The sequence below is a fragment of the Pseudomonas sp. 3MA1 genome (genome assembly GCF_029237275.1).
GTDB classification, from domain to species: domain Bacteria; phylum Pseudomonadota; class Gammaproteobacteria; order Pseudomonadales; family Pseudomonadaceae; genus Aquipseudomonas; species Aquipseudomonas fluorescens_AP.
This window is the reverse complement of the sequence record NZ_JAACFX010000002.1, coordinates 1-20740: the sequence shown is the minus strand read 5'-3', so window position 1 is coordinate 20740 and position 20740 is coordinate 1. Positions and strand designations below refer to the sequence as shown.

The following is a 20740-nucleotide window of genomic DNA, read 5'->3' as shown; positions in this document are numbered from 1 at the left end:
TTGTGGGGCGATTGCGCAGTGCTACGTAATAGCACGATCCCCGTTACTTTGCCTCGCCGCTCTTGGCCGCATCTTGATCTGGATCGGTGATCTCGAAGCGCAGCACGCCAATCACCTGCCCGTCCTCGGTGATGACCCGGACCTGCCAGTTGCCCGCCGGGTTGGCCGGGAAGTTCTGCTTGTGGGACCAGGCGCGGTAGCCCTCCTTGCGCCCGCCGTGGATGTCCAGGGCGATGCGGTCCACTTCGCTGCCGTTGAACTGCCAGACGTGATAGATGCGTTCGTCCAGGCCCCGGGGCGCGTTGATCGCGGTGTAGGCGTACAAGCCGTCGCTGCGCACCTGGCGGCTGCTGACCTGTTCCAGGCTGTCCCCCGGCGTGCGGTCCTGAAGCTGGGTGCTGATGGCGTCCTCGGTCAGCCACAGGGTGGCCGGCGGCACCCAGGAGCGCAGCAGCCAGCCGGTGCCGCCGATGGCCAGGGTGATGCCCAGCACCGCCAGGGCACTGCGCAGGCTGCGGATCGGCAGGATCGACGCCAGGCTCGGGAAGGACAGGAGCATGGCGATGCCCAGGGCCAGCTTGAAACTCTGGGCCGTGGTCAGGTGCAGGATCAGCGGCAGCGCGGTGAGCAAGGCGGCGAACAGGGTCAGGGTGTGCAGGGCGAGGAACAGCCAGCGCCGCGGGGCCAGCCATTTGTAGTACAGCGGGTCGGTGATGGAAATCAGCGCCGCCGCTCCCAGCAAGCCGGTGAACACCAGCTGGCCGCTGTTCCAACTGGTGGTGATGAAGAAGAACGGCAGGACGAAGAACAGGCTTTCCTGGTGGATCATCTGCGTGGCGTAACGCAGCAGCGGCTGCGGGATCTCGCGCTTGAAGACCTTGGTGAACAGCTGGGTCAGGCTGTTTTCCAGCATCAGCCAGACCCAGCTCACCAGCAGGATCACGGCGATCCACGAGGCCAGGCTCTGCTGTCGGTCCACCAGGATGAAACTGCCGACTCCGGAGATGAAACCGCCGAGCGCAATGACCCCCGGGTAGCGCTTGATCAGTTCCAGAAGGCGCTGAATATAGAGGGTCAGGTTAGGCATCGGGCGGGGTCACAGTCTGGGCAGGAAAAAACCGCGACAGGATACCGTTGGCCGCTGCCCGTGGCGAGGGAGCTGGCTCCGGCTGCGGCGTGCCACACAGCCGGCCGCGCCGCGCCGTCGGCCGCAAGCTGCGCGGCCAATGCCTGGGTTGCTACTACGGCGCAGGTGCGGGACGCCGGCGGTGCCACAGGTAGGCGCCGAGGCTGGCGCAGACGATCAGGCCCAGCAGGCCCGCGCCCAGCCACAGCAGTTGTTCGTCGCCCAGCAGCGGCTTTTCGATGCGCAGGTAGCCCGGCTGTTGCAGCAGTTGCCTCAGGGCCTGATTGGCCTGTTCCAGGCTGACGGCGCGCAGGCGCTTGGCCGGGTCGCTGAAACGGCCGTTGTCGAAATCTCCCAGGGCGCTCCAGTAGTAGTCCGCCAGAGCGCTGTTGCCTTGCACCGCCCAGGCCTGGCGGTCGATGGCGGCCTGTTTCAGGCGCTCGAAGGTGGCCGGGTCGAGGCCGTCCTTGAGCAGGCGCGCCTTGAGCTGTTCGACCACCTGCCGGGCCTGGGGCAGCGCATCGCGTTCCAGGTCGGCGTTGAGGCTGAGAAACCCTACCCCACCGAAGACCTCCCGATCGCTCCAGGGGCCGTAGGACAGTTCGTGCTCCAGGCGCAGTTGGCGGTACAGCGCCCAGTCCAGGTAGTCCTTGAGCAGGTCGAACGTCTCGTCGTGTTGCTGCTCCAGCAGGGGTTCGGGAAACAGCCAGTGCAACTGTGCGCTCTGCCCTACCCAGCCATGGATCAGGTTGCGCTCGGCGGCGGCCGTGCCCTGGATCTGCGGCAAGTCGGGGTGCTCGCTGGGCTCCACCGGAACCAGGGCGCCGTAGGTGCGTTCCAGGTAGGCCGGCAACAGGCGATCCAGTTCGCCAACCACGATCAGGGTCATGTTGTTGGGCGCGTACCAGTCCTTACGTACCTGCTCCAGCTGGGCCAGGGTCAGGTGCCCGACCTCGGCGCGCTCGGCGCATTTGAGCCCCAGTTCCACCGCCAGCTGGTTGCCGGCCTTGTGGCCCAGGTCCTGGCGGTCGAGCCAGCGTTGCAGGTGCGAGTAATGGCCGCCGTCTTCACGCTCCACCACCTGCTTGGCGGCGGCCACGGCTTGGTCGTCAAGGCGGGTGCGGGTCAGCAGCGACAGCAGCAGGTCGAGGACCTTGCGCTGGTTTCTCGCCGGGGCCTCGATGACGAAAGTGGTATCGGCGTTGCTGGTGTAGGCATTCCACTCGCCGCCCAGGGCTTGCATGCGTTCTTCCAGGCCGCCTTCGCCGCTGGCGTCGATGCCACTGAACAGCAGGTGTTCCAACAGGTGCGGCAGCTCCTTGTCGGTACAGGGGAAATCGTCCAGGCCGACCCCCACCACCAGGCGGATCGCCACGTGGCCGCGTTCGCTACCGGGCTTGAGCAGCAGCTGCAGGCCGTTGGGCAGGGTATAGCCTTCGACCTGGAAACGATCCAGGGCCCACCCTTGTGCACTGCCCAGCAACAGGCAGGCGAATAACAGACAACGCATAACAAGCTTCCTTACGGCGTGCGTAAGTTTTAGAGACTTCAGATAACTCTGGACGTTCAGGGTGAATGGGTGATGTCAGTCATGTCCTCGACTTCCAGCGCCCCGGTGTCCGAGGTTTCCAAGACCACGTAGGCGCTGCTGCAGAACAGTGAGTTGAGACGCTTCATGTCGGCGATCAGCTCCAGGTGCAGGGAGCTGGTCTCGATGCTCTGCACGATCTTGCGCTGCAGGCGGCTGACGTGGGCGTGGGCCAGGCGTCGTTCCTGGGCGCGGAAGCGGCGCTTCTCCCGCAGCAGTTGCCGGGCGCTTTCCGGGTCGGCGCTGAGAAACACCGAGAGCCCCAGGCGCAGGTTGGCGATCAGTTGCGCGTGCAGCCCGGTCAGCTCCTCCAGGCCCACTTCGGAGAAGGAGCGGCGTTGCGAGGTCTTTTGCTGCTGGACCTTGCGCAGCATGCGCTCGATCAGGTCGCTGGCCAGCTTGAGGTTGATTGCCAGTTCGATGATTTCCGCCCAGCGCCGGCTGTCCTGCTCGCTGAGGTCTTCCCGGGGCATTTGCGCCAGGTACAGCTTGATGGCGCTGTACAGCGCTTCGACGTCGTCGCTCAGGGCACGCAGCTCCTGGGTGATGGCGGTCTGTTTGCCCCGCAGCACATCGCGCATGGCTTCCAGCATGTTGTCGATCAGATCGCCGATGCGCAGGGTTTCCCGGGCGGCGTTGGCCAGGGCCAGGCTCGGGGTGGCCAGGGCGGCCGGGTCCAGGTGCCGTGGGCGTGCGCGGCCGTTGTCCTGGGGCCGCTCCGGCAGCAGCCAGCTGCAGAGCCGGGCCATGGGGCCGACACTGGGCAGCAGCAACAGGCAGCGCGCGGTGTTGTACAGCAGGTGGAAACCGATCACCACTTCCTGGGGGCTGAAGTCCAGGCTGTCCATCCAGTGGGCCAGGGGGTCGAGCACCGGAATGATCAGCAGCAGGCCGATCAGCTTGTACAGCAGGCTGCCCAGGGCCACCTGGCGACCGGCGGCGTTTTGCATGCTGGTGCCGAGGAAGGCCAGCACCCCGCTGCCGATGTTGGCGCCGATCACCAGGCCGATGGCCACCGGCAGGCTGATGACGCCGGCCCCGGCCAGGGTGGCGGTGAGCAGCACTGCCGCCAGGCTGGAGTAGGACACCATGGCAAATACCGCGCCCATCAGGGCATCCAGAAGGATGTCGCCGGTCAGCGAGGCGAACAGCACCTTCACCCCTTGGGCGTGGGTGATCGGCGCGGCGGCTTCGACGATCAGTTGCAGGGCCAGGATGATCAGCCCCAGGCCGATGCCGACCCGGCCCAGCTGGCCGGCGCGGGTCTGCTTGCGCGAGAGGAAGAAGATCACCCCGAGGAAGATCAGCAGCGGCGACAGCCAGGACAGGTCGAAGGTCAGCACCCGGGCCATCAGCGCGGTGCCGACATCGGCGCCGAGCATGGTCGCCAGCGCCGGAGTCAGGGCCATCAGGCCCTGGCCGACAAAGGAGGTCACCAGCATCGCCGTGGCGTTGCTGCTCTGGACCATGGCCGTCACCAGGATGCCGGCAACGAAGGCCAGCGGTCGCCGGGCCATGTTCTGGCCGATCACATGGCGCAGGTTGGAGCCGTAGACCCGCAGGATGCCGGTACGGACGATATGCGTGCCCCAGATCAGCAAGGCCACGGCGGAAAGCAGATTGAGCAGGGTCAGCATGAGACGGCCCCCCTGGGGTGAAGAGCCCCAAGCGGGGCCAGTGGACGTTGTCGCGCGCGGTTCTAGGTTATGTATCTAAGCTGTAGTTGGCTAACGCACGGGGCGCCAGCATCGCATAGCTCAACCGGCGTTTGAAACAAAACCGTCATGAAAACAACCGGCTGCAGACGTGAAAAAGGGGCTCGAAAGCCCCTTTTTCCTTACGCAGATTCGCGGTTATTGACCGGGAACGTCCTTGCGCAGTTTCACCGGATCCTGCTGTTTTTTCTTCTTCGCGATGGCGGTGCGCATCTTGATGTTGATGGCTTCCACCGCCAGGGAGAAGGCCATGGCGAAGTAGACGTAGCCTTTTGGCACGTGTACGTCGAAGGCTTCGGCGATCAGCACCGTACCCACCACCAGCAGGAACGACAGCGCGAGCATCTTCAGCGACGGGTGCTTGTCGATGAACTCGCTGATGGTCCCGGCCGCCAGCATCATCACCAGCACGGCGACGATGATGGCCGCCACCATCACCGGCACGTGGGAAACCATGCCCACCGCGGTGATCACCGAATCCAGGGAGAAGACGATGTCGATGATCGCGATCTGGATGATGGTGTAGAGGAACTTGCCGCCAGCGCCCTTGGGCTCGTCCAGGGTTTCGTCCTCGCCTTCCAGGGCGTGGTACATCTCCTGGGAGCTTTTCCACAGCAGGAACAGGCCGCCGAAGAACAGGATCAGGTCACGCCCGGAAATGCCCTGGCCAAAGACCACGAACAGGTCGGCCGTGAGGCGCATGACCCAGGTGATCGACAGCAGCAACAGAATCCGCGTGACCATGGCCAGCGCCAGACCGAAGATCCGGGTGCGTGCCTGCATGTGCTTGGGCATGCGGCTGACCAGGATCGAGATCATGATGATGTTGTCGATGCCCAGGACGATCTCCAGGGCAGTCAGGGTAAAGAAGGCAACCCAGATTTCCGGGTTGGTCAGCCATTCCATGTGTAGTCCTTTGCGCGAGTGTTATGGCCCGGGCCGTGGAACCGGCCCGGGCGGGGAATCATTGCCTTTACAGCGTGCTGAACAGCGGAAAGATCCCCATCAGCAAAGCGGCGAACATTATGCACAGGCAGACCAGCACTGCCCACTTGAGGGTGAAGCGCTGATGGTCGCCGAACTCGATGCCGGCCAGGGCCACCAACAGATAGGTCGAGGGTACCAGCGGGCTGAGCAGGTGCACCGGTTGGCCGACGATCGACGCCCGGGCCATTTCCACCGCGGTGATGCCGTAGTGGCTGGCGGCTTCGGCCAGCACCGGCAGCACGCCGTAGTAGAAGGCATCGTTGGACATGAAGAAGGTGAACGGCATGCTCACCAGCGCTGTGATCACCGCAAGGTACGGCCCCAGTGCTTCCGGAATGACCGCCAGCAGGCTCTTGGACATGGCATCGACCATGCCGGTGCCCGACAGGATGCCGGTGAAGATACCCGCGGCGAAGATCAGCCCGACCACCGCCAGCACGCTGCCGGCGTGGGCCGCGACCCGGTCCTTCTGCTGCTGCAGGCAGGGGTAGTTGACGATCATGGCAATACTGAAGGCCACCATGAACAGCACCGGCAGCGGCAGCAGTCCGGCGATCAGCGCGCACATCAGGGCGAAGGTCAGGGCTCCGTTGAACCAGATCAGCTTCGGTCGACGCGCGTCGGGGTATTGCGAGACGCTGATTTCGCTGTGGTCGATCTCGTCGCCCGCCAGGTGCAGTTCACCCAGGCGTGCACGCTCACGTTTGCCGTACAGGTAGGCGATCGCCAGGATCGCCACCACGCCGGCCAGCATCGCTGGGATCATCGGCACGAAGATGTCCGAGGGGTCCACGTGCAGGGCGCTGGCGGCCCGGGCGGTGGGGCCGCCCCAGGGGGTCATGTTCATCACCCCGCCGGCGAGAATGATCAGCCCGGCCATGATCCGCGGGCTCATGCCGATGCGACTGTACAGCGGCAGCATGGCGGCCACGCAGATCATGTAGGTGGTGGCGCCGTCACCGTCCAGGGACACCACCAGGGCCAGCACCGCGGTGCCCACCGAAACCTTCAGCGGGTCGCCCTTGACCAGCTTGAGGATCTTGCGCACCGCCGGGTCGAACAGCCCGGAGTCGATCATCAGGGCGAAATACAGAATGGCGAACATCAGCATCACGCCGGTGGGCGCCAGCTTGGTGATGCCTTCGAGCATCATCGGGCCGATCTTCGGCGCGAAACCGCCGAACAGGGCGAACAGGATGGGTACGATGATCAGCGCGATCAGCGCCGACAGGCGCTTGGTCATGATCAGGAACATGAAGGTGATGACCATGGCAAAGCCAAGGAAAGTCAGCATGGGAATACTCCAGGCGTAGCGCGGCTAGGGAATGGCGAACCGGGTGGGATCAGCGCAGAACGGCAAGCACGAGGCGTACGGGAGGAGTCGAAGCGAACAGGCGGGTACGAGCGGACATCAGAATCACCATTGTTGTTGTTAATAGGGCCGGGAGCGCGAGAAACGCCCGCTGTGGCCAACCGGTCTGTTGCCGGTAGTGGAGGCGATCCTAATCGGGGAAGCTTTCAGCCAGCTTTCGTCATTGAAAGGAACCGGCGGATGTTGCCGCAGGCGACCAGCGGCATAAAGTGACGGGCATGGGCCCACAGGAGGCATGCACATGAGTGAGTTGCACTGCGGAGGCTGCCACTGCGGGCGGCTGCGCTACCAGTTCAGCGGGCCACTGCGGGATATCGCCCACTGCCATTGTTCGATCTGCCGCCGGGTCAGTGGCGGCCTGGTGACCACCTGGATCACCCTGCCCGCCTCGGCCTTCAAGTGGCTGCAAGGGGTTCCCGCCTGCTACGACTCTTCTGCAAGTTGTGCGCGCTATTTCTGCGACAACTGTGGTGCTCACCTGGCGTTGGTCACCCACCTGAGCCCGGACAGCATCGATGTCACCATCGCCACCCTGGACCACCCGGAGCTGGCCCCGGCGGAGCGGCACATCTGGACCGACAGCCGCCTGCCCTGGCTGCATCTGGATGAGCACCTGCCGCAAGAACCGCAGGAAACCCTGTAGCCGCTGCCGCAGGCTGCGCACGAGCGCGCAGCGGTCGCGAGGCTCCCAAGGCCGCCCAGCAAGGCCCTTCGGTCCTTTTCGCAGCCTCGCGGGCTCGGCAGCGGCTACGGCAGCTCCAGCCCGCCCGCCGCCTTGTGCAACGTCCTCAAATGCTCGCCCACCAACTTCAGGTTGGCCTCGTTGGCGGCAATCTCAGCGGCCCGCTCCGGCTCCAGCAGGGCTCGCACTTCCTTGTCCAGTTCACCGGTCAAAGATTGCAGCTGCTTTTGCCGCTCGCTGCTTTCGGACTCCAGGCGCTGCCATTCACCGGGTTGCGGCAAGCCGTAGCCGCTGCTGCCCAGCAGTTCCGCCGGGCGACTGAGGAAGCCGCTGTTGGCGAGAATTTCCTGCAAGGTCTTGTTGGCCTTTTCCATGCCGCCGTTCTTCAGCTCGCGCGCGCCCAGGTAGCGCTGCTTGACCTCGTCCTGGGCCAGCAGCAGTTGCCGGCGATAGCTGGCCTGCTCCAGCAGCAGCAAGGCGGCGCTGGTGCGCAGATCGGCCCGGTCGAACCACTGGCGGCGCTCGCCTGCGCTCAGCGAGAGCCAGTCTTCGACGCTGGCCTGCTTGATCGGCAAGTGCTTTTTGATCACCTCGAACATGGCCTGGTAGCGGTCGCGGAAGGAATCGAAGCGATAGCCCAGGCGCAATGCCTCGCGTGGGTCGTCGAGCACGCTGGTATCCGCCAGTCCCCTGCCCTTGAGCACTTCCAGCAGGCCGTTGGGCATGATGCTGTCGAGGCCGATCAGTTGCTTGTTGTTGCTGCCGCTGCGCAGCAGCTTGAGGCTTTCCACCGCGCAGTTGTTGGACAGGAAGTAATAGTTTCCGTCGTAGCTCCAGTGCATCTCGGCGGCGTGCTCCACCACTTCCTCGATCTCGCTGCGCGACAGTTTCAAGGGCACCGAGGCCAGGCTGCGCAGTTCGGTCTTGGTGTATTCGTCGATCACCTGGGACAGCGGCAGGACAAACAGCCGCGACGGGTACTTGCCCACCAGGCCGTCCCAGCTGGACAGCTGCACGTCGCCGACAAAGGCGCGGTAGGACAGCACCAGGTGCTGGTCCAGGTCCAGGCGGCAATCCGGCCCGCGGGGACGGTCCGGAGCGCAGATCACCAGGCGCAGCATGCTGTGGCCCCAGCGGCTGACCCAGTTCTGGTTGGCTTCGGCCAGCAGGTAGTCCACCGCGTAGACCCGTTCCGGATCCACCTTGCCCAGCGGCGTCTTGGCGAAGTCGTTGCCGGCATTGAGGAAGGCGAAGGACTGGGCGCAGTGGTCCTTGGCGGCCGGGGCCCAGCCGAAATGCGCCTGGTAATAGCGGTACAGCGCCGGGCGGCGACAGGCGTAGCTCGGGTCGAGGAGAAAGTACTCCATGTTCACCGCGACGAATTCCTTCGGGTTGGTGATCTCGTAGAGGTCCGGGCTGCGGGCGATCTGGCGGTTGTGCTGCTCCCGTTCTCCGCGGCGCCCGACATATTGCGGCCAGCCGGCCAGGTCCAGCAGGCGCGGGTCATCGCTGAGGGTGAAGCGTCGGTCGTTCTGGCCGCGGCACTCATCCGGCAGGCCGATCAGCCCGGTGCTGCTGTTGCTGCGGGTGCAGCGTTGGATCAGGCTGCGTTCGGCACTGGGCCACAGGCGCGCGCGGTCATAGATGTGGGTCAGTTCGTGGAGCACCGTGGCGAGCATTTCCCGGCGTACGGTGCCGTGGGGACGGCTGGTCTTCTGGGTGGCGGCGGAACCGTCGGTCAGGCTCGGCAGCAGGGCGCGATTGAGGTCCAACTCCGACACCAGGGATGCCTCGCCGTAGGCGTTGTCGGGCATCTGGTCGGTCCAGCCGACATCGATGGTGCGATCCAGTTGCTGGATGAAGCGCGGCGGCAGTGCCTGCATCGCTTCATCCAGCAGCGCCTGGCTGGCGTGTTGTTGCGCCGGGCTCAAGCCATCGGTCTTGAGGCGCAGTTGCAGGTCGGCCTGGGCGGTGCCGCAGAGCAGCGCCAGGGTCCCGGCCAGCAGCCAGGCGAGGAATGGTTTCACAGAGCGAGGATGGCTTCGGCGAGAACCTGATCGCTGGCGTCACGGGCTTCCGGCAGCTGGGTACGCAGGGCCGTGAACGCGGCTTCCAGTTGCGCGCCACGGATATCACCGTTGCTGGCGACGAAGCTGGCGGCATCGTCGTGGGCTTCGCGCACGACTTTGGAGTCACGGATCGAGGTGGTGGTGTCCGAGGTGAAATCGATCGTGCGGCCGGAGGCACGGACGATGATGTTACTGGTGGCCACCAGGGTGTGTGCCTGGGCCACGTCGGCCAACAACAGCAGGCCAAGGGTGGCGGCAATCAGCGGGCTACGCATGGAACGACTCCGGAATAACAGGGGTGACTATTGGACGAGAATTGCCTGCGCCAGTTCAAGGTCGCTGGCATGAAGTTTTGCCCGGTGGTGCCGCAGATAGTTCAGGGCGGACTCCAGGCGCGCGCCGCGCAGTTGGCCGTCGGTTGCCACGAAGGCGGCGGCATCATCCTGGGCGGCGAGCAGCAGTTTATGGTCGAAGGGCGCCGAGGTCACCTGGCTTGTGGCGTAAACGGTGACGACCGAGCTTTGGGTGGTCAGGTCGAATGCCTGTACCGAGCCGGCCCAACAGACGGCGATGAATACTGGAGCAAAAAGCGAAATTTGGAACAAACCCATGAGTCTCGACAGCTGAAAATCAGCGCCAAGGCTAGCGCAATGGTCCGGACAGGGCCAGCGCAGAGGGTTTCAGGTGCGTGGGCGCACCTGAAATCTTCGTTCAGATCGCCAGGATTGCCTGGGCCAGCTGCGCGTCAGTGGCCTGCAGTTGCGGAGCCTGTTGGCGAATGTGGTCGAAGGCGCTTTCCAGTTTCACCCCACGAATGGCGCCGTCGGTGGCGACGAAGCTGGCGGCGTCATCCCGAGCGGCGCGTACGATCTTGTTGTCGCGCAGCGAGGAGGTGGCGTCGGAGGTAGCGTCGGTGGTGGCCTTGAGCGCGCCGACGATGGCATCGGTGGTCACGATCAGGCTGGTGGCGTTGGCATTGGCGGCCAGGGCCAGCAGTGCGGCAGCGCCGAGCAGGCGAAGACGGGACATAGGGAACTCCTGTGAATGGACAGACAAAGGAAGGGCGCTGAGTGAGACGCCGGGCAGCCACTGCGAGGTGCTGTGTCTGATTGTTCTGACGCAGCCAGGGAGAAAATCGCTACGTCGTTGCAGATATTAGGCTGAGCGGTTGCATTCGCACAGGGTTGTATCAGGCCCTAGCGCCAAAAGGGCCTGTGCAGTTCTGCTGCCCGTTCGCCATGGCTGATGCCGCTGTCCGAGAGCTGTCGTTCATCCATTTGGGCCAGCAACTGACGGGTGCGGGCGCGCTCCATCATGTTGGCGAGAGCCTTGATCCAGCGCTTGAGGGCCGTGCGGCGTGAGGTTGCCTGAAGGTCGGTGCCGGGTTTGCCAGAGCATGAGTCCATGGTGCTTTCCTCCTTGAGCCGCCGAGCGATGGGCGTGCTGCAGCCTCATGGTGCGACGGTTGGAGGCAGCCATACAGATACACCAGGGCAAAATTGTACTGGTTTATTGTTATGTTTTATAAAACTGTACCTGTCGCAATCAACTGAGCTGTATTTGTGTTGCGAAGGTTTTTTCCAGGCCATAACGACAAGACCCGTCGCGGTTTCCCGCGACGGGTCTTGTGTGTGCAATTCGGGGTGCTGGCGGTGGACCCGGTGGGTCAGAGCCAGCGACGCTGAGTTAGCGCCAGAACGGCTTGCTCAGCTCTTCGTAGCGTTGTGCTTCGCTGATCCCGGCATCGGCCAGCAGGCGCGAATCCAGGCGAGCCAGTTGGTGGCGGCTGGAGATGCGGCGCTGCCACAGCATCAGGTTGGCGATAACGCGCAGAGGCAGGGAAGCCTGGGTTTTTGCAGCTTTGTCTTCGAAGAACAGTTCGGAACTGAGTGTACGTTCCATGGTTGACATCCTTCCGCTTGTGGCGGGATCAGGTAGTGGTTTAACTGATGCCAATGATCCTCTTCCCGCGCAAGACTCTGTAGATACAGTTCACCTGTATTGTGAGGGACCAGTTAACTGTTTATAGGGGCTGTACTGTTCGGAAATGGCGCAACTGTACCTGTCAGCACCTTTATGGTGCATTTCGGCGCTTTTTAGTGGGAGGTAAGCGGTTTTAGGCGGGGAAAATACCGGTACAGCAGTACAGTTTTTGACGCTTATTGGCGAGCGGTCGGCAAGCTGACGAAACTGTGTTTGCGTCAGCTGCCAACTGTATCAATCACTCGGCGAGCATTTTCCCGGTTTCTTCCAGGTTGATGTGCCAGCTCAGGGCATCACGCAGGATGTGCGGTGTGTGACCACCCAGGGCACAGGCCTTGGTGAAGTAGTCGTTCAGCGCATCGCGGTAGGACGGGTGCACGCAGTTGTCGATGATCACCCGCGCCCGCTCCCGCGGTGCCAGGCCACGCAGGTCGGCCAGGCCGATCTCGGTGACCAGGATGTCGACGTCATGCTCGGTGTGGTCCACGTGGCTGACCATCGGCACCACGCTGGAAATCGCTCCGCCCTTGGCAATCGACTTGGTGACGAAGATCGCCAGGTGCGCGTTGCGGGCGAAGTCGCCGGAGCCGCCGATGCCGTTCATCATCCGCGTGCCGCAGACGTGGGTGGAGTTGACGTTGCCGTAGATGTCGAACTCCAGCGCGGTATTGATGCCGATGATGCCCAGGCGGCGCACCACTTCTGGGTGGTTGGAGATCTCCTGCGGACGCAGCACCAGCTTGTCCTTGTAGCGCTCCAGGTTGCCGAACACGTCGGCGTTGCGCCGGCTCGACAGGGTGATGGAGCTGCCCGAGGCGAAGCTCAGCTTGCCGGCGTCGATCAGGTCGAAGGTCGAGTCCTGCAGCACTTCGGAGTACATGGTCAGGTTTTCGAACGGCGACTCGATCAGGCCGCACATCACCGCGTTGGCAATGTTGCCGATACCGGCCTGCAGCGGGCCGAGCTTGTTGCTCATGCGCCCGGCATCCACTTCCTGCTTGAGGAAGTCGATCAGGTGGTTGGCAATGCCCTGGGTTTCGCTGTCCGGGGTGGAGACGGTGGATGGCGAATCGGACTGGTTGGTGATGACGATGGCGACGATCTTTTCCGCCGGGATCGGAATCGCCGTGCTGCCGATGCGATCGTCGACTTTCACCAGGGGAATTGGCGTGCGGGTCGGGCGATAGGTCGGGATATAGATGTCGTGCAGGCCTTCCAGGTTCGGGTTGTGCGCCAGGTTGATCTCGACGATTACCTTTTTGGCGAAGATCGCGAAGCTGGCGGAGTTGCCCACCGAGGTGGTCGGCACGATATGGCCCTGTTCGGTGATGGCGACCGCCTCGATCACTGCGATGTCCGGCAGCTTGAGCTGCTGGTTGCGCAGTTGCTCGACGGTTTCCGACAAGTGCTGGTCGATGAACATCACTTCGCCGGCGTTGATCGCCTTGCGCAGGGTGCTGTCCACCTGGAACGGCATGCGCCGGGCCAGCACGCCGGCCTCGGTGAGTTGCTTGTCCAGGTCGTTGCCCAGGCTGGCGCCGGTCATCAGGCTGATTTTCAGCGGGGTCACCTTGGCCCGTTCGGCCAGGGCATGGGGCACGGCCTTGGCTTCACCGGCGCGGGTGAAGCCGCTCATGCCGACGGTCATGCCGTCCTCAATCAGAGCGGCAGCGTCGGCGGCGCTCATCACCTTATCCAACAACGAAGGCAAGCGGATACGATCACGGTACATGGATTGTTATCTCGGGCAACGGAAGCAAGAAGCGCAGTCTAGTGATTTCAAAAAAAAACACCGCGCGACAAAGGTCGAATGAAAGGCCCTGATTTAGAGCCTTCTGTCGGCTTTATAGGGTCAATAAAAAACCCCAGCCTACTAAAGGCTGAGGTTTTGGGTATTGCGCTACAGCAGCTTTACTCGACGGCTTTGACCATGTCTTCGATGACCTTCTTGGCGTCGCCGAACACCATCATGGTCTTGTCCAGGTAAAACAGTTCGTTGTCCAGACCGGCATAGCCGCTGGCCATGGAGCGCTTGTTGACGATGATGGTCTTGGCCTTGAAGGCTTCGAGGATCGGCATGCCGGCAATCGGCGACTTGGGATCGTTCTTCGCCGCCGGGTTGACCACGTCGTTGGCGCCCAGCACCAGCACCACGTCGGCCTGACCGAACTCGGAGTTGATGTCTTCCATCTCGAACACCTGGTCGTAAGGCACTTCGGCCTCGGCCAGCAGCACGTTCATGTGGCCGGGCATGCGCCCTGCCACCGGGTGGATCGCGTACTTCACGGTCACGCCGCGGTGCACCAGCTTCTCGGTCAGCTCTTTCAGCGCGTGCTGGGCCCGGGCCACGGCCAGGCCGTAACCGGGAACGATGATCACGGTGTCGGCGTTGGTCAGCAGGAAGGTTGCATCGTCCGCCGAGCCGGATTTCACCGGACGGGCTTCTTGAGCCCCGGCTGGGCCGCCAGCGTCGGCACTGTTGCCGAAACCGCCGAGCAGCACGTTGAAGAACGAACGGTTCATCGCCTTGCACATGATGTACGAGAGGATGGCGCCGCTGGAGCCCACCAGGGAGCCGGCAATGATCAGCATCGAGTTGTTCAGGGAGAAACCGATCCCCGCTGCTGCCCAGCCCGAGTAGCTGTTGAGCATCGACACCACCACCGGCATGTCGGCGCCGCCGATGGGGATGATGATCAGCACGCCCATGACGAAGGCCAGGGCCAGCATCAGGGCAAAGGCGCCGAGGTTGCCGGTGGCCATGAAGGTCACGCCCAGGCCAAGGGTGGCCAGGCCCAGCACCAGGTTGAGCTTGTGCTGGCCGGCGAACTGTACCGGTGCGCCTTGGAACAGGCGGAACTTGTACTTGCCCGACAGCTTGCCGAAGGCGATCACCGAACCGGAGAAGGTGATGGCACCGATGGCGGCGCCGAGGAACAGCTCCAGGCGGTTGCCGGCAGGGATCGCGTCGCCCAGGTGCTTGACGATGCCCAGGGACTGCGGCTCGACCACGGCGGCAATGGCAATGAACACCGCGGCCAGGCCGATCATGCTGTGCATGAAGGCCACCAGTTCCGGCATCTTGGTCATCTCGACGCGCTTGGCCATGATCGAGCCGGCGGTGCCGCCGATCAGCAGGCCGACGATGACGTAGCCGATACCGGCGGTCGCCAGCTCCGCGCCGAGCTTATAGATGAGGCCGATGGTGGTCAGTACCGCCAGGGCCATGCCCAGCATGCCGAACAGGTTGCCGCGTCGGGACGTGGTCGGGTGCGAAAGCCCCTTGAGCGCCTGGATAAAGCACACCGAGGCGATCAGGTAGAGGGTTGTTACCAGGTTCATGCTCATTATTTCTGCACCTCTTCTTTCACGGCTTTGGGCGCTTTCTTCTTGAACATTTCCAGCATGCGACGGGTCACCAGGAAGCCACCGAACACGTTGACCGCGGCCAGGGCCACGGCCAGGGTGCCCATGGTCTTGCCCAGCGGGGTCACGGTCAGGGCGGCTGCCAGCATGGCGCCGACGATGACGATCGCGGAAATGGCGTTGGTCACCGCCATCAACGGCGTGTGCAGTGCGGGTGTAACGTTCCAGACCACGTGGTAACCGACATAGATCGCCAGCACGAAGATGATCAGGTTGTAGATACCGGGGGAGATAAGCTCTTCCATCTTCTGAATCCCTGCTTAGGCGTTTTTGCGGATGACTTGGCCGTCGCGGCACATCAGGCACGCAGCGACGATGTCGTCTTCTAGGTTGACTTCGAACTGCCCTTCTTTGGTGAAGACAAGCTTCAGGAAGTCCAGCAGGTTGCGGGCGTACAGCGCCGAGGCGTCGGCGGCGACGGCGCCGGCCAGGTTGGTCGGACCGACGATGGTCACGCCGTTTTCCACCACCACCTGGTCCGCTACGGTCAGCGGGCAGTTGCCGCCCTGGGCGGCTGCCAGGTCGATGACCACCGAACCGGGCTTCATCTGCGCCACCGTCTCGGCGCTGAGCAAGGTTGGCGCCTTGCGGCCCGGAATCAGTGCGGTGGTGATGACGATATCCGCCTGCTTGGCGCGCTCGTGCACCGCCAGCGCCTGACGCTGCATCCAGCTGGCCGGCATGGGACGGGCGTAACCGCCGACACCGACCGCGCATTCGCGCTCTTCATCGGTTTCGTAGGGTACGTCGACGAACTTGGCGCCCAAGGATTCGATCTGCTCTTTCACCGCCGGACGCACGTCCGAAGCCTCGATCACCGCACCCAGGCGCTTGGCCGTGGCGATGGCCTGCAGCCCTGCCACACCGGCGCCGAGAATCAGTACGCGGGCCGCTTTGACGGTGCCGGCGGCGGTCATCAGCATCGGCATGAAGCGCGGGTAGTAGTGGGCCGCCAGCAGCACGGCCTTGTACCCGGCGATGTTGGCCTGGGACGACAGCACATCCAGGCTCTGGGCCCGGGAGGTGCGTGGCGCCGCTTCCAGGGCGAAGGCGGTAATGCCGCGCTCGGCCAGCTTGGCGATGGTTTCATTGCTGAACGGATTGAGCATGCCCACCAGAACGGTGCCGCTCTTGATCAGTGTCAGCTCGCTATCGCTGGGTGCCACGACCTTGAGAATCAGTTCGGCGCCAAAGGCATCGTTGGCGCTGCCAATGGTGGCTCCTGCCGCTTCATAGGCACTGTCGACCACGCTGGCGTTAATGCCGGCGCCGCTTTGCACAGTGACTTTATGACCCTGGCCGATCAGCTTCTTGATGGTTTCCGGGGTTGCAGCAACCCGTGTTTCACCCGTCTGGGTTTCGAGAGGAACACCAATGTGCACGTCAAATCTCCTGCTTGATCTTATTGCTTTCGATCTTTCTTAGAAGGCCAGCGCACTGCGGAGGGTGCGACTGGGGCGGCCGATCAGCACGATCCCGCTGAAATCGCAGCGGGGCGCGGCATTTTGCAGGCGAACTTTGAGGCCTTCAAGGGATTCTGACTAGTGACGGAAAATTAACTACAAGTCACCCCGTGACCGAATGTCGCAAGGGGCAGGGGTAAACCCTTGTAAGCCGTGCCTTTCAAGGCTTTTAGGGTCTAAATAAGATTTTTCTCATGCGCTGTGTGAATAGTCTTACATTACTGTCAAATAAACCCTACAGGCCGCGTGGTTAGGCGCTTGTAGGACGATTGTCCGAGGTGTCGGTACAGTCTGTCGAAATGCGACAAATACTTATATCTGTAGGGCTTTTATTTTCCTGACTACGGGGTCAGCTAATCGCTGAAAGCCTTTACCTTTCTAGGTTGTAGCTGTGTGCCTGATTCACCAGCCAGTCGCGAAAGGCCCGTAAAGAGGCAGATTCCACCTTGCGTTCGGGAATCATCAGGTAATACGCCTTGATGCTGGTCAGGGCCTGGGGGTTGGCAATGACCAGGCGTTTTTCCGCCAGTTCGCGCTGGATCAGGAAGGCTGGAATCAGTGCGATGCCCATGTCGTGCATGGCTGCCTGGGCGAGCATGGAGAATAGCTCGTAGCGCGGGCCTGTCATGTCGCGGGGGACGTTCAACTGCTGTGAGTTGAACCATTGGCGCCAGGCATAGGGTCGAGTGGTCTGTTGCAGCAGGGGCAGTTCGGCAATGGACTCGGCACTCAGTTGCTGTTGGTTGCCCAGCATGGCCGGGCTGCACACCGGTACCGGGTGCTCACCCATCAGGCGGTGGGATTGTGTGCCTGACCAGTCGGCATCACCAAAGTAGATGGCCGCGTCAAAAGGCGTGTCGGCAAACAGAAAGGGGCGCGTGCGGTTGGTCAGGTTGACGGTGACTTCGGGGTGTTGCTGCTGGAAATCCTTGAGGCGCGGCAGCAACCACTGGGTGCCGAAGGTCGGTACCACCGCCAGCTCGATGACGTTGGCGCCCTGCTGGCCCATCACGGAGAGCGTGTCGCGTTCCACCGCATCCAGTTGCGTCGCTACCCGACGGCTGTAGGAAAGTCCGGCTTCGGTGAGTTTGACGCCCCGCCGCGAGCGTCGGAATAGTTCCACACCGAGAAACTCTTCCAGGCTGGCGATCTGTCGGCAGACGGCGCCCTGGGTCAAGGAAAGCTCCTGCGCCGCCTTGGTGAAGCTTTCGTGACGGGCGGCGGCCTCGAAGCTGATCAGGGCGGCGGTGCTGGGGATCTTCCTGCGCATGTACGGCTATCTCACTAATGGAGGCTGTAAAGGGTGCTTATGACCATCTCGGAGTGAGAAATTAGCACAACAACATGCGAAATCCTCGTTTGCCCGCGAGCTCCCGTCGGGCCTAGGATCGGCCCACGATAGTTGACCTACTTCACGAGGATTCACTCATGGGCGGCAAAGCAAGCTTCAACTGGATCGATCCCCTTCTGCTGGACCAGCAACTCACCGAAGAAGAGCGCATGGTCCGCGACAGCGCCGAGCAGTTCGCCCAGGACAAGCTGGCGCCACGGGTTCTGGAAGCTTTCCGCCATGAGCAGACCGACCCGGCGATCTTCCGCGAAATGGGTGAAGTCGGCTTGTTGGGGGCGACCATTCCCGAGCAGTACGGCGGCAGTGGCCTGAACTATGTGTGTTACGGCCTGATCGCACGGGAAGTGGAACGTGTCGATTCCGGCTATCGCTCGATGATGAGCGTGCAGTCGTCCCTGGTGATGGTGCCAATCAACGAGTTCGGGACCGAGGCACAAAAACAGAAGTACCTGCCGAAGCTGGCGTCTGGCGAGTGGATTGGCTGCTTTGGCCTGACCGAGCCGAACCATGGTTCTGACCCGGGCGCGATGATTTCCCGTGCGCGCAAAGTGGATGGGGGCTACAGCCTGACCGGCAGCAAGATGTGGATCACCAACAGTCCGATCGCGGATGTGTTTGTGGTCTGGGCCAAGGATGACGCCGGCGATATCCGCGGTTTCGTTCTGGAGAAAGGCTGGAAAGGCCTGAGCGCCCCGGCCATTCATGGCAAGGTGGGTCTGCGTGCGTCGATCACCGGCGAGATCGTCATGGATAACGTGTTCGTGCCGGAAGAGAACATTTTCCCGGATGTGCGCGGGCTGAAAGGTCCATTCACTTGCTTGAACTCGGCCCGTTACGGCATCTCCTGGGGTGCATTGGGTGCTGCGGAGTTCTGCTGGCACACGGCGCGTCAATACACCCTTGATCGTCAGCAGTTTGGTCGCCCTTTGGCCGCCACTCAGTTGATCCAGAAGAAGCTGGCGGACATGCAGACCGAAATCACCCTCGCCCTCCAAGGGTGCCTGCGTCTGGGGCGGATGAAGGATGAAGGGACGGCGGCTGTGGAAATCACCTCGATCATGAAGCGCAACTCCTGTGGCAAGTCACTGGATATCGCCCGTATGGCTCGTGACATGTTGGGTGGCAATGGCATCTCCGATGAGTTCGGTATTGCCCGGCACCTGGTGAACCTGGAAGTGGTCAACACTTACGAGGGTACTCATGACGTTCATGCGCTGATTCTGGGGCGCGCGCAAACCGGCATCCAGGCGTTCTATTAATAGGAGAGCGGCCATGGGCGCGTTATCGCATCTGCGGGTACTGGATTTATCGCGGGTATTGGCCGGGCCCTGGTCCGGGCAGATCCTGGCGGACCTGGGGGCCGAAGTCATCAAGGTCGAACGTCCGGGCAATGGTGACGATACGCGTGCCTGGGGACCGCCCTTCCTGAAGGACGCCTATGGCGAGAACACCACGGAGGCTGCTTATTACCTGTCGGCCAACCGTAACAAGCAGTCGGTGACCATAGATTTGACCCGCCCTGAGGGGCAGCAGTTGGTGCGTGAGCTGGCGGCCAAGTCGGATATCGTCATCGAGAACTTCAAGGTGGGTGGGCTGGCGGCTTATGGGTTGGACTATGAGTCGCTCAGGGCGATCAACCCGCGCTTGATCTATTGCTCGATCACCGGGTTTGGGCAGACGGGTCCGTATGCCAAGCGTGCCGGTTATGACTTCATGATCCAGGGGTTGGGCGGGCTGATGAGCCTGACCGGTCGGCCTGAGGGGGATGACGGAGCCGGGCCGGTGAAGGTGGGGGTGGCTTTGACCGACATTCTGACGGGGCTTTATTCGACGGTGGCGATTCTGGCTGCCTTGGCCCATCGGGATCAGGGTGGCGCCGGGCAGCACATTGATATGGCGCTATTGGATGTGCAGGTTGCGTGTCTGGCCAACCAGGCGATGAACTACCTGACGACGGGGGTTGCTCCGAAGCGTTTGGGGAATGCTCATCCGAACATAGTTCCTTATCAGGATTTTCCGACAGCAGATGGTGACTTCATCCTCACCGTGGGTAATGACGGGCAGTTCCGCAAATTTGCCGAGGTGGCAGGTCGGCCGCAGTGGGCGGACGATCCTCGTTTTGCCACTAATAAGCTGCGGGTGGCCAATCGGGCTGTATTGATTCCGTTGATTCGCCAGGCGACGGTGTTCAAGACCACTGCCGAATGGGTGAGTCAGTTGGAGCAGGCTGGTGTCCCCTGTGGCCCGATCAATGATCTGGCTCAGGTGTTTGCCGATCCGCAAGTGGTGTCTCGAGGCCTGGCTGTGGAGTTGCCTCATGCCTTGGCGGGGATGGTGCCTCAGGTGGCGAGCCCGATTCGCCTATCCGAGACGCCTGTTGAGTATCGCAATGCCCCTCCTCTATTGGGTGAGCATACGGCGCAGGTTCTGCAGCAGGTCTTGGGAATGAGGGGCGAGGCCGTAGAGGCGTTGAAGCAGTCGGGGGTGTTGTAGGCCTTCTCTTCTATATAGAGGGGGCGCGGAGCTATCTATGCGTAGCCAGCCGAAGCGCTCCTTCTGGGTTCGTTTGAACTTATTCATAGAAAATTCAAATTAAAGGTTGACGGCAGATTCTACAGGCCTATAATTCGCCCCACTTCCGGCGCAGTCGAAACGGAAAACTCCTTGAGATTCAACGAGTTACGAAGTTTTCGGCAGCGGTTACGCTTCAGTTCATCGAAGCCAGAAGCAGTTGGTAAGGCAGTGTATTGTCGCCTTGTTAACGATTCGATCGTCTCGGTCGAAAGCGGTTGAAAAGAGGTGTTGACAGCAGCGTGTAACGCTGTAGAATTCGCCTCCCGCTAACGAGAGGTCGGAAGCGCAAGTGGTTGAAGTTGTTGAGAAAATCTTCGAAAACTTCTTAAAAAATCGCTTGACAGTAAATGAGGCTGCTGTAGAATGCGCGCCTCGGTTGAGACGAAAGATCTTAACCAACCGCT

The 20740-nt window shown here is 62.3% G+C and carries 19 protein-coding genes; 3 read left to right on the top strand and 16 right to left on the bottom strand.

Translation table 11 applies throughout. The annotated features are described in order from the left end of the window. Window positions 1-43: 43 nt before the first annotated feature. The 5 genes from GWQ44_RS05160 to GWQ44_RS05140 all read right to left on the bottom strand — a co-directional run bounded on the left by GWQ44_RS05160 (window position 44) and on the right by GWQ44_RS05140 (window position 6710). Window positions 44-1087, bottom strand: coding sequence for a DUF5924 family protein (locus GWQ44_RS05160; protein ID WP_275926797.1), 1044 nt, complete (start codon window positions 1085-1087; stop codon window positions 44-46). Window positions 1088-1241: 154 nt separating this feature from the next. Continuing rightward, window positions 1242-2636 carry an insulinase family protein gene (locus GWQ44_RS05155; protein ID WP_275926796.1) on the bottom strand — a complete coding sequence of 465 codons (1395 nt, stop codon included), beginning with the start codon at window positions 2634-2636 and terminating at the stop codon, window positions 1242-1244. Between the two features lie 56 nt (window positions 2637-2692). Further along, window positions 2693-4351, bottom strand: coding sequence for a Na/Pi cotransporter family protein (locus GWQ44_RS05150; protein WP_016963724.1), 1659 nt, complete (start codon window positions 4349-4351; stop codon window positions 2693-2695). 216 nt (window positions 4352-4567) lie between these two features. Beyond that, window positions 4568-5335: a TerC family protein gene (locus GWQ44_RS05145; RefSeq protein ID WP_016963723.1), complete on the bottom strand. Its 768-nt coding sequence runs from the start codon at window positions 5333-5335 to the stop codon at window positions 4568-4570. A gap of 67 nt (window positions 5336-5402) precedes the next feature. Then, window positions 5403-6710: a CitMHS family transporter gene (locus GWQ44_RS05140; protein ID WP_102881461.1), complete on the bottom strand. Its 1308-nt coding sequence runs from the start codon at window positions 6708-6710 to the stop codon at window positions 5403-5405. Window positions 6711-7029: 319 nt separating this feature from the next. On the opposite strand from GWQ44_RS05140, the gene GWQ44_RS05135 reads away from it, so the two are divergent. Beyond that, window positions 7030-7431, top strand: coding sequence for a GFA family protein (locus GWQ44_RS05135; RefSeq protein ID WP_199010626.1), 402 nt, complete (start codon window positions 7030-7032; stop codon window positions 7429-7431). A gap of 104 nt (window positions 7432-7535) precedes the next feature. Here the strand turns inward: GWQ44_RS05135 and GWQ44_RS05130 are convergent, their stop codons facing one another. From GWQ44_RS05130 to GWQ44_RS05080, 11 genes are all read right to left on the bottom strand, one after another. Continuing rightward, window positions 7536-9497: a DUF4105 domain-containing protein gene (locus GWQ44_RS05130; protein WP_275926795.1), complete on the bottom strand. Its 1962-nt coding sequence runs from the start codon at window positions 9495-9497 to the stop codon at window positions 7536-7538. Further along, window positions 9494-9814, bottom strand: coding sequence for a DUF2388 domain-containing protein (locus GWQ44_RS05125; RefSeq protein ID WP_016963715.1), 321 nt, complete (start codon window positions 9812-9814; stop codon window positions 9494-9496). The genes GWQ44_RS05130 and GWQ44_RS05125 overlap by 4 nt, the downstream gene beginning before the upstream one ends. 27 nt (window positions 9815-9841) lie before the next feature. Beyond that, on the bottom strand, window positions 9842-10150 hold the full coding sequence (locus GWQ44_RS05120; protein WP_275926794.1) for a DUF2388 domain-containing protein: 309 nt from the start codon (window positions 10148-10150) through the stop codon (window positions 9842-9844). Window positions 10151-10250: 100 nt separating this feature from the next. After that, window positions 10251-10568, bottom strand: coding sequence for a DUF2388 domain-containing protein (locus GWQ44_RS05115; RefSeq protein ID WP_016963713.1), 318 nt, complete (start codon window positions 10566-10568; stop codon window positions 10251-10253). A gap of 167 nt (window positions 10569-10735) precedes the next feature. Beyond that, window positions 10736-10945, bottom strand: coding sequence for a DUF1127 domain-containing protein (locus GWQ44_RS05110; RefSeq protein WP_103740808.1), 210 nt, complete (start codon window positions 10943-10945; stop codon window positions 10736-10738). Window positions 10946-11225: 280 nt separating this feature from the next. Continuing rightward, window positions 11226-11441, bottom strand: a complete 216-nt coding sequence (locus tag GWQ44_RS05105; protein WP_003220409.1) for a DUF1127 domain-containing protein — start codon at window positions 11439-11441, stop codon at window positions 11226-11228. A gap of 319 nt (window positions 11442-11760) precedes the next feature. Further along, complete coding sequence (locus GWQ44_RS05100) at window positions 11761-13254, bottom strand: acetyl-CoA hydrolase/transferase family protein (RefSeq protein WP_179598860.1); 1494 nt, start codon at window positions 13252-13254, stop codon at window positions 11761-11763. A gap of 179 nt (window positions 13255-13433) precedes the next feature. Then, window positions 13434-14870, bottom strand: coding sequence for an NAD(P)(+) transhydrogenase (Re/Si-specific) subunit beta (locus GWQ44_RS05095; protein WP_092318332.1), 1437 nt, complete (start codon window positions 14868-14870; stop codon window positions 13434-13436). After that, entirely contained in the window at window positions 14870-15193 is a 324-nt protein-coding gene (locus tag GWQ44_RS05090; protein ID WP_005783507.1) for an NAD(P) transhydrogenase subunit alpha, read from the bottom strand. Before GWQ44_RS05090 ends, GWQ44_RS05095 begins: the two co-directional genes overlap by 1 nt. 15 nt (window positions 15194-15208) lie before the next feature. Then, window positions 15209-16330, bottom strand: coding sequence for a Re/Si-specific NAD(P)(+) transhydrogenase subunit alpha (locus tag GWQ44_RS05085; RefSeq protein ID WP_016963709.1), 1122 nt, complete (start codon window positions 16328-16330; stop codon window positions 15209-15211). A 451-nt stretch (window positions 16331-16781) separates the two neighbouring features. Next, window positions 16782-17681, bottom strand: coding sequence for a LysR substrate-binding domain-containing protein (locus GWQ44_RS05080; RefSeq protein ID WP_016963708.1), 900 nt, complete (start codon window positions 17679-17681; stop codon window positions 16782-16784). A 158-nt stretch (window positions 17682-17839) separates the two neighbouring features. Between GWQ44_RS05080 and GWQ44_RS05075 the strand changes: the two genes are divergently transcribed. Beyond that, complete coding sequence (locus GWQ44_RS05075) at window positions 17840-19021, top strand: acyl-CoA dehydrogenase (protein WP_016963707.1); 1182 nt, start codon at window positions 17840-17842, stop codon at window positions 19019-19021. Window positions 19022-19034: 13 nt separating this feature from the next. Then, window positions 19035-20255, top strand: a complete 1221-nt coding sequence (locus tag GWQ44_RS05070) for a CaiB/BaiF CoA-transferase family protein (protein ID WP_275926793.1) — start codon at window positions 19035-19037, stop codon at window positions 20253-20255. The last annotated feature ends 485 nt before the right edge of the window (window positions 20256-20740 follow it).

Coding starts and splice junctions, on each gene's coding strand:
- GWQ44_RS05095 (WP_092318332.1), bottom strand. CDS start 14,870: ATGAGCATGAACCTGGTAACAACCCTCTACCTGATCGCCTCGGTGTGC.
- GWQ44_RS05160 (WP_275926797.1), bottom strand. CDS start 1,087: ATGCCTAACCTGACCCTCTATATTCAGCGCCTTCTGGAACTGATCAAG.
- GWQ44_RS05105 (WP_003220409.1), bottom strand. CDS start 11,441: ATGGAACGTACACTCAGTTCCGAACTGTTCTTCGAAGACAAAGCTGCA.
- GWQ44_RS05140 (WP_102881461.1), bottom strand. CDS start 6,710: ATGCTGACTTTCCTTGGCTTTGCCATGGTCATCACCTTCATGTTCCTG.
- GWQ44_RS05125 (WP_016963715.1), bottom strand. CDS start 9,814: ATGCGTAGCCCGCTGATTGCCGCCACCCTTGGCCTGCTGTTGTTGGCC.
- GWQ44_RS05135 (WP_199010626.1), top strand. CDS start 7,030: ATGAGTGAGTTGCACTGCGGAGGCTGCCACTGCGGGCGGCTGCGCTAC.
- GWQ44_RS05090 (WP_005783507.1), bottom strand. CDS start 15,193: ATGGAAGAGCTTATCTCCCCCGGTATCTACAACCTGATCATCTTCGTG.
- GWQ44_RS05150 (WP_016963724.1), bottom strand. CDS start 4,351: ATGCTGACCCTGCTCAATCTGCTTTCCGCCGTGGCCTTGCTGATCTGG.
- GWQ44_RS05120 (WP_275926794.1), bottom strand. CDS start 10,150: ATGGGTTTGTTCCAAATTTCGCTTTTTGCTCCAGTATTCATCGCCGTC.
- GWQ44_RS05070 (WP_275926793.1), top strand. CDS start 19,035: ATGGGCGCGTTATCGCATCTGCGGGTACTGGATTTATCGCGGGTATTG.
- GWQ44_RS05145 (WP_016963723.1), bottom strand. CDS start 5,335: ATGGAATGGCTGACCAACCCGGAAATCTGGGTTGCCTTCTTTACCCTG.
- GWQ44_RS05075 (WP_016963707.1), top strand. CDS start 17,840: ATGGGCGGCAAAGCAAGCTTCAACTGGATCGATCCCCTTCTGCTGGAC.
- GWQ44_RS05100 (WP_179598860.1), bottom strand. CDS start 13,254: ATGTACCGTGATCGTATCCGCTTGCCTTCGTTGTTGGATAAGGTGATG.
- GWQ44_RS05155 (WP_275926796.1), bottom strand. CDS start 2,636: ATGCGTTGTCTGTTATTCGCCTGCCTGTTGCTGGGCAGTGCACAAGGG.
- GWQ44_RS05115 (WP_016963713.1), bottom strand. CDS start 10,568: ATGTCCCGTCTTCGCCTGCTCGGCGCTGCCGCACTGCTGGCCCTGGCC.
- GWQ44_RS05110 (WP_103740808.1), bottom strand. CDS start 10,945: ATGGACTCATGCTCTGGCAAACCCGGCACCGACCTTCAGGCAACCTCA.
- GWQ44_RS05080 (WP_016963708.1), bottom strand. CDS start 17,681: ATGCGCAGGAAGATCCCCAGCACCGCCGCCCTGATCAGCTTCGAGGCC.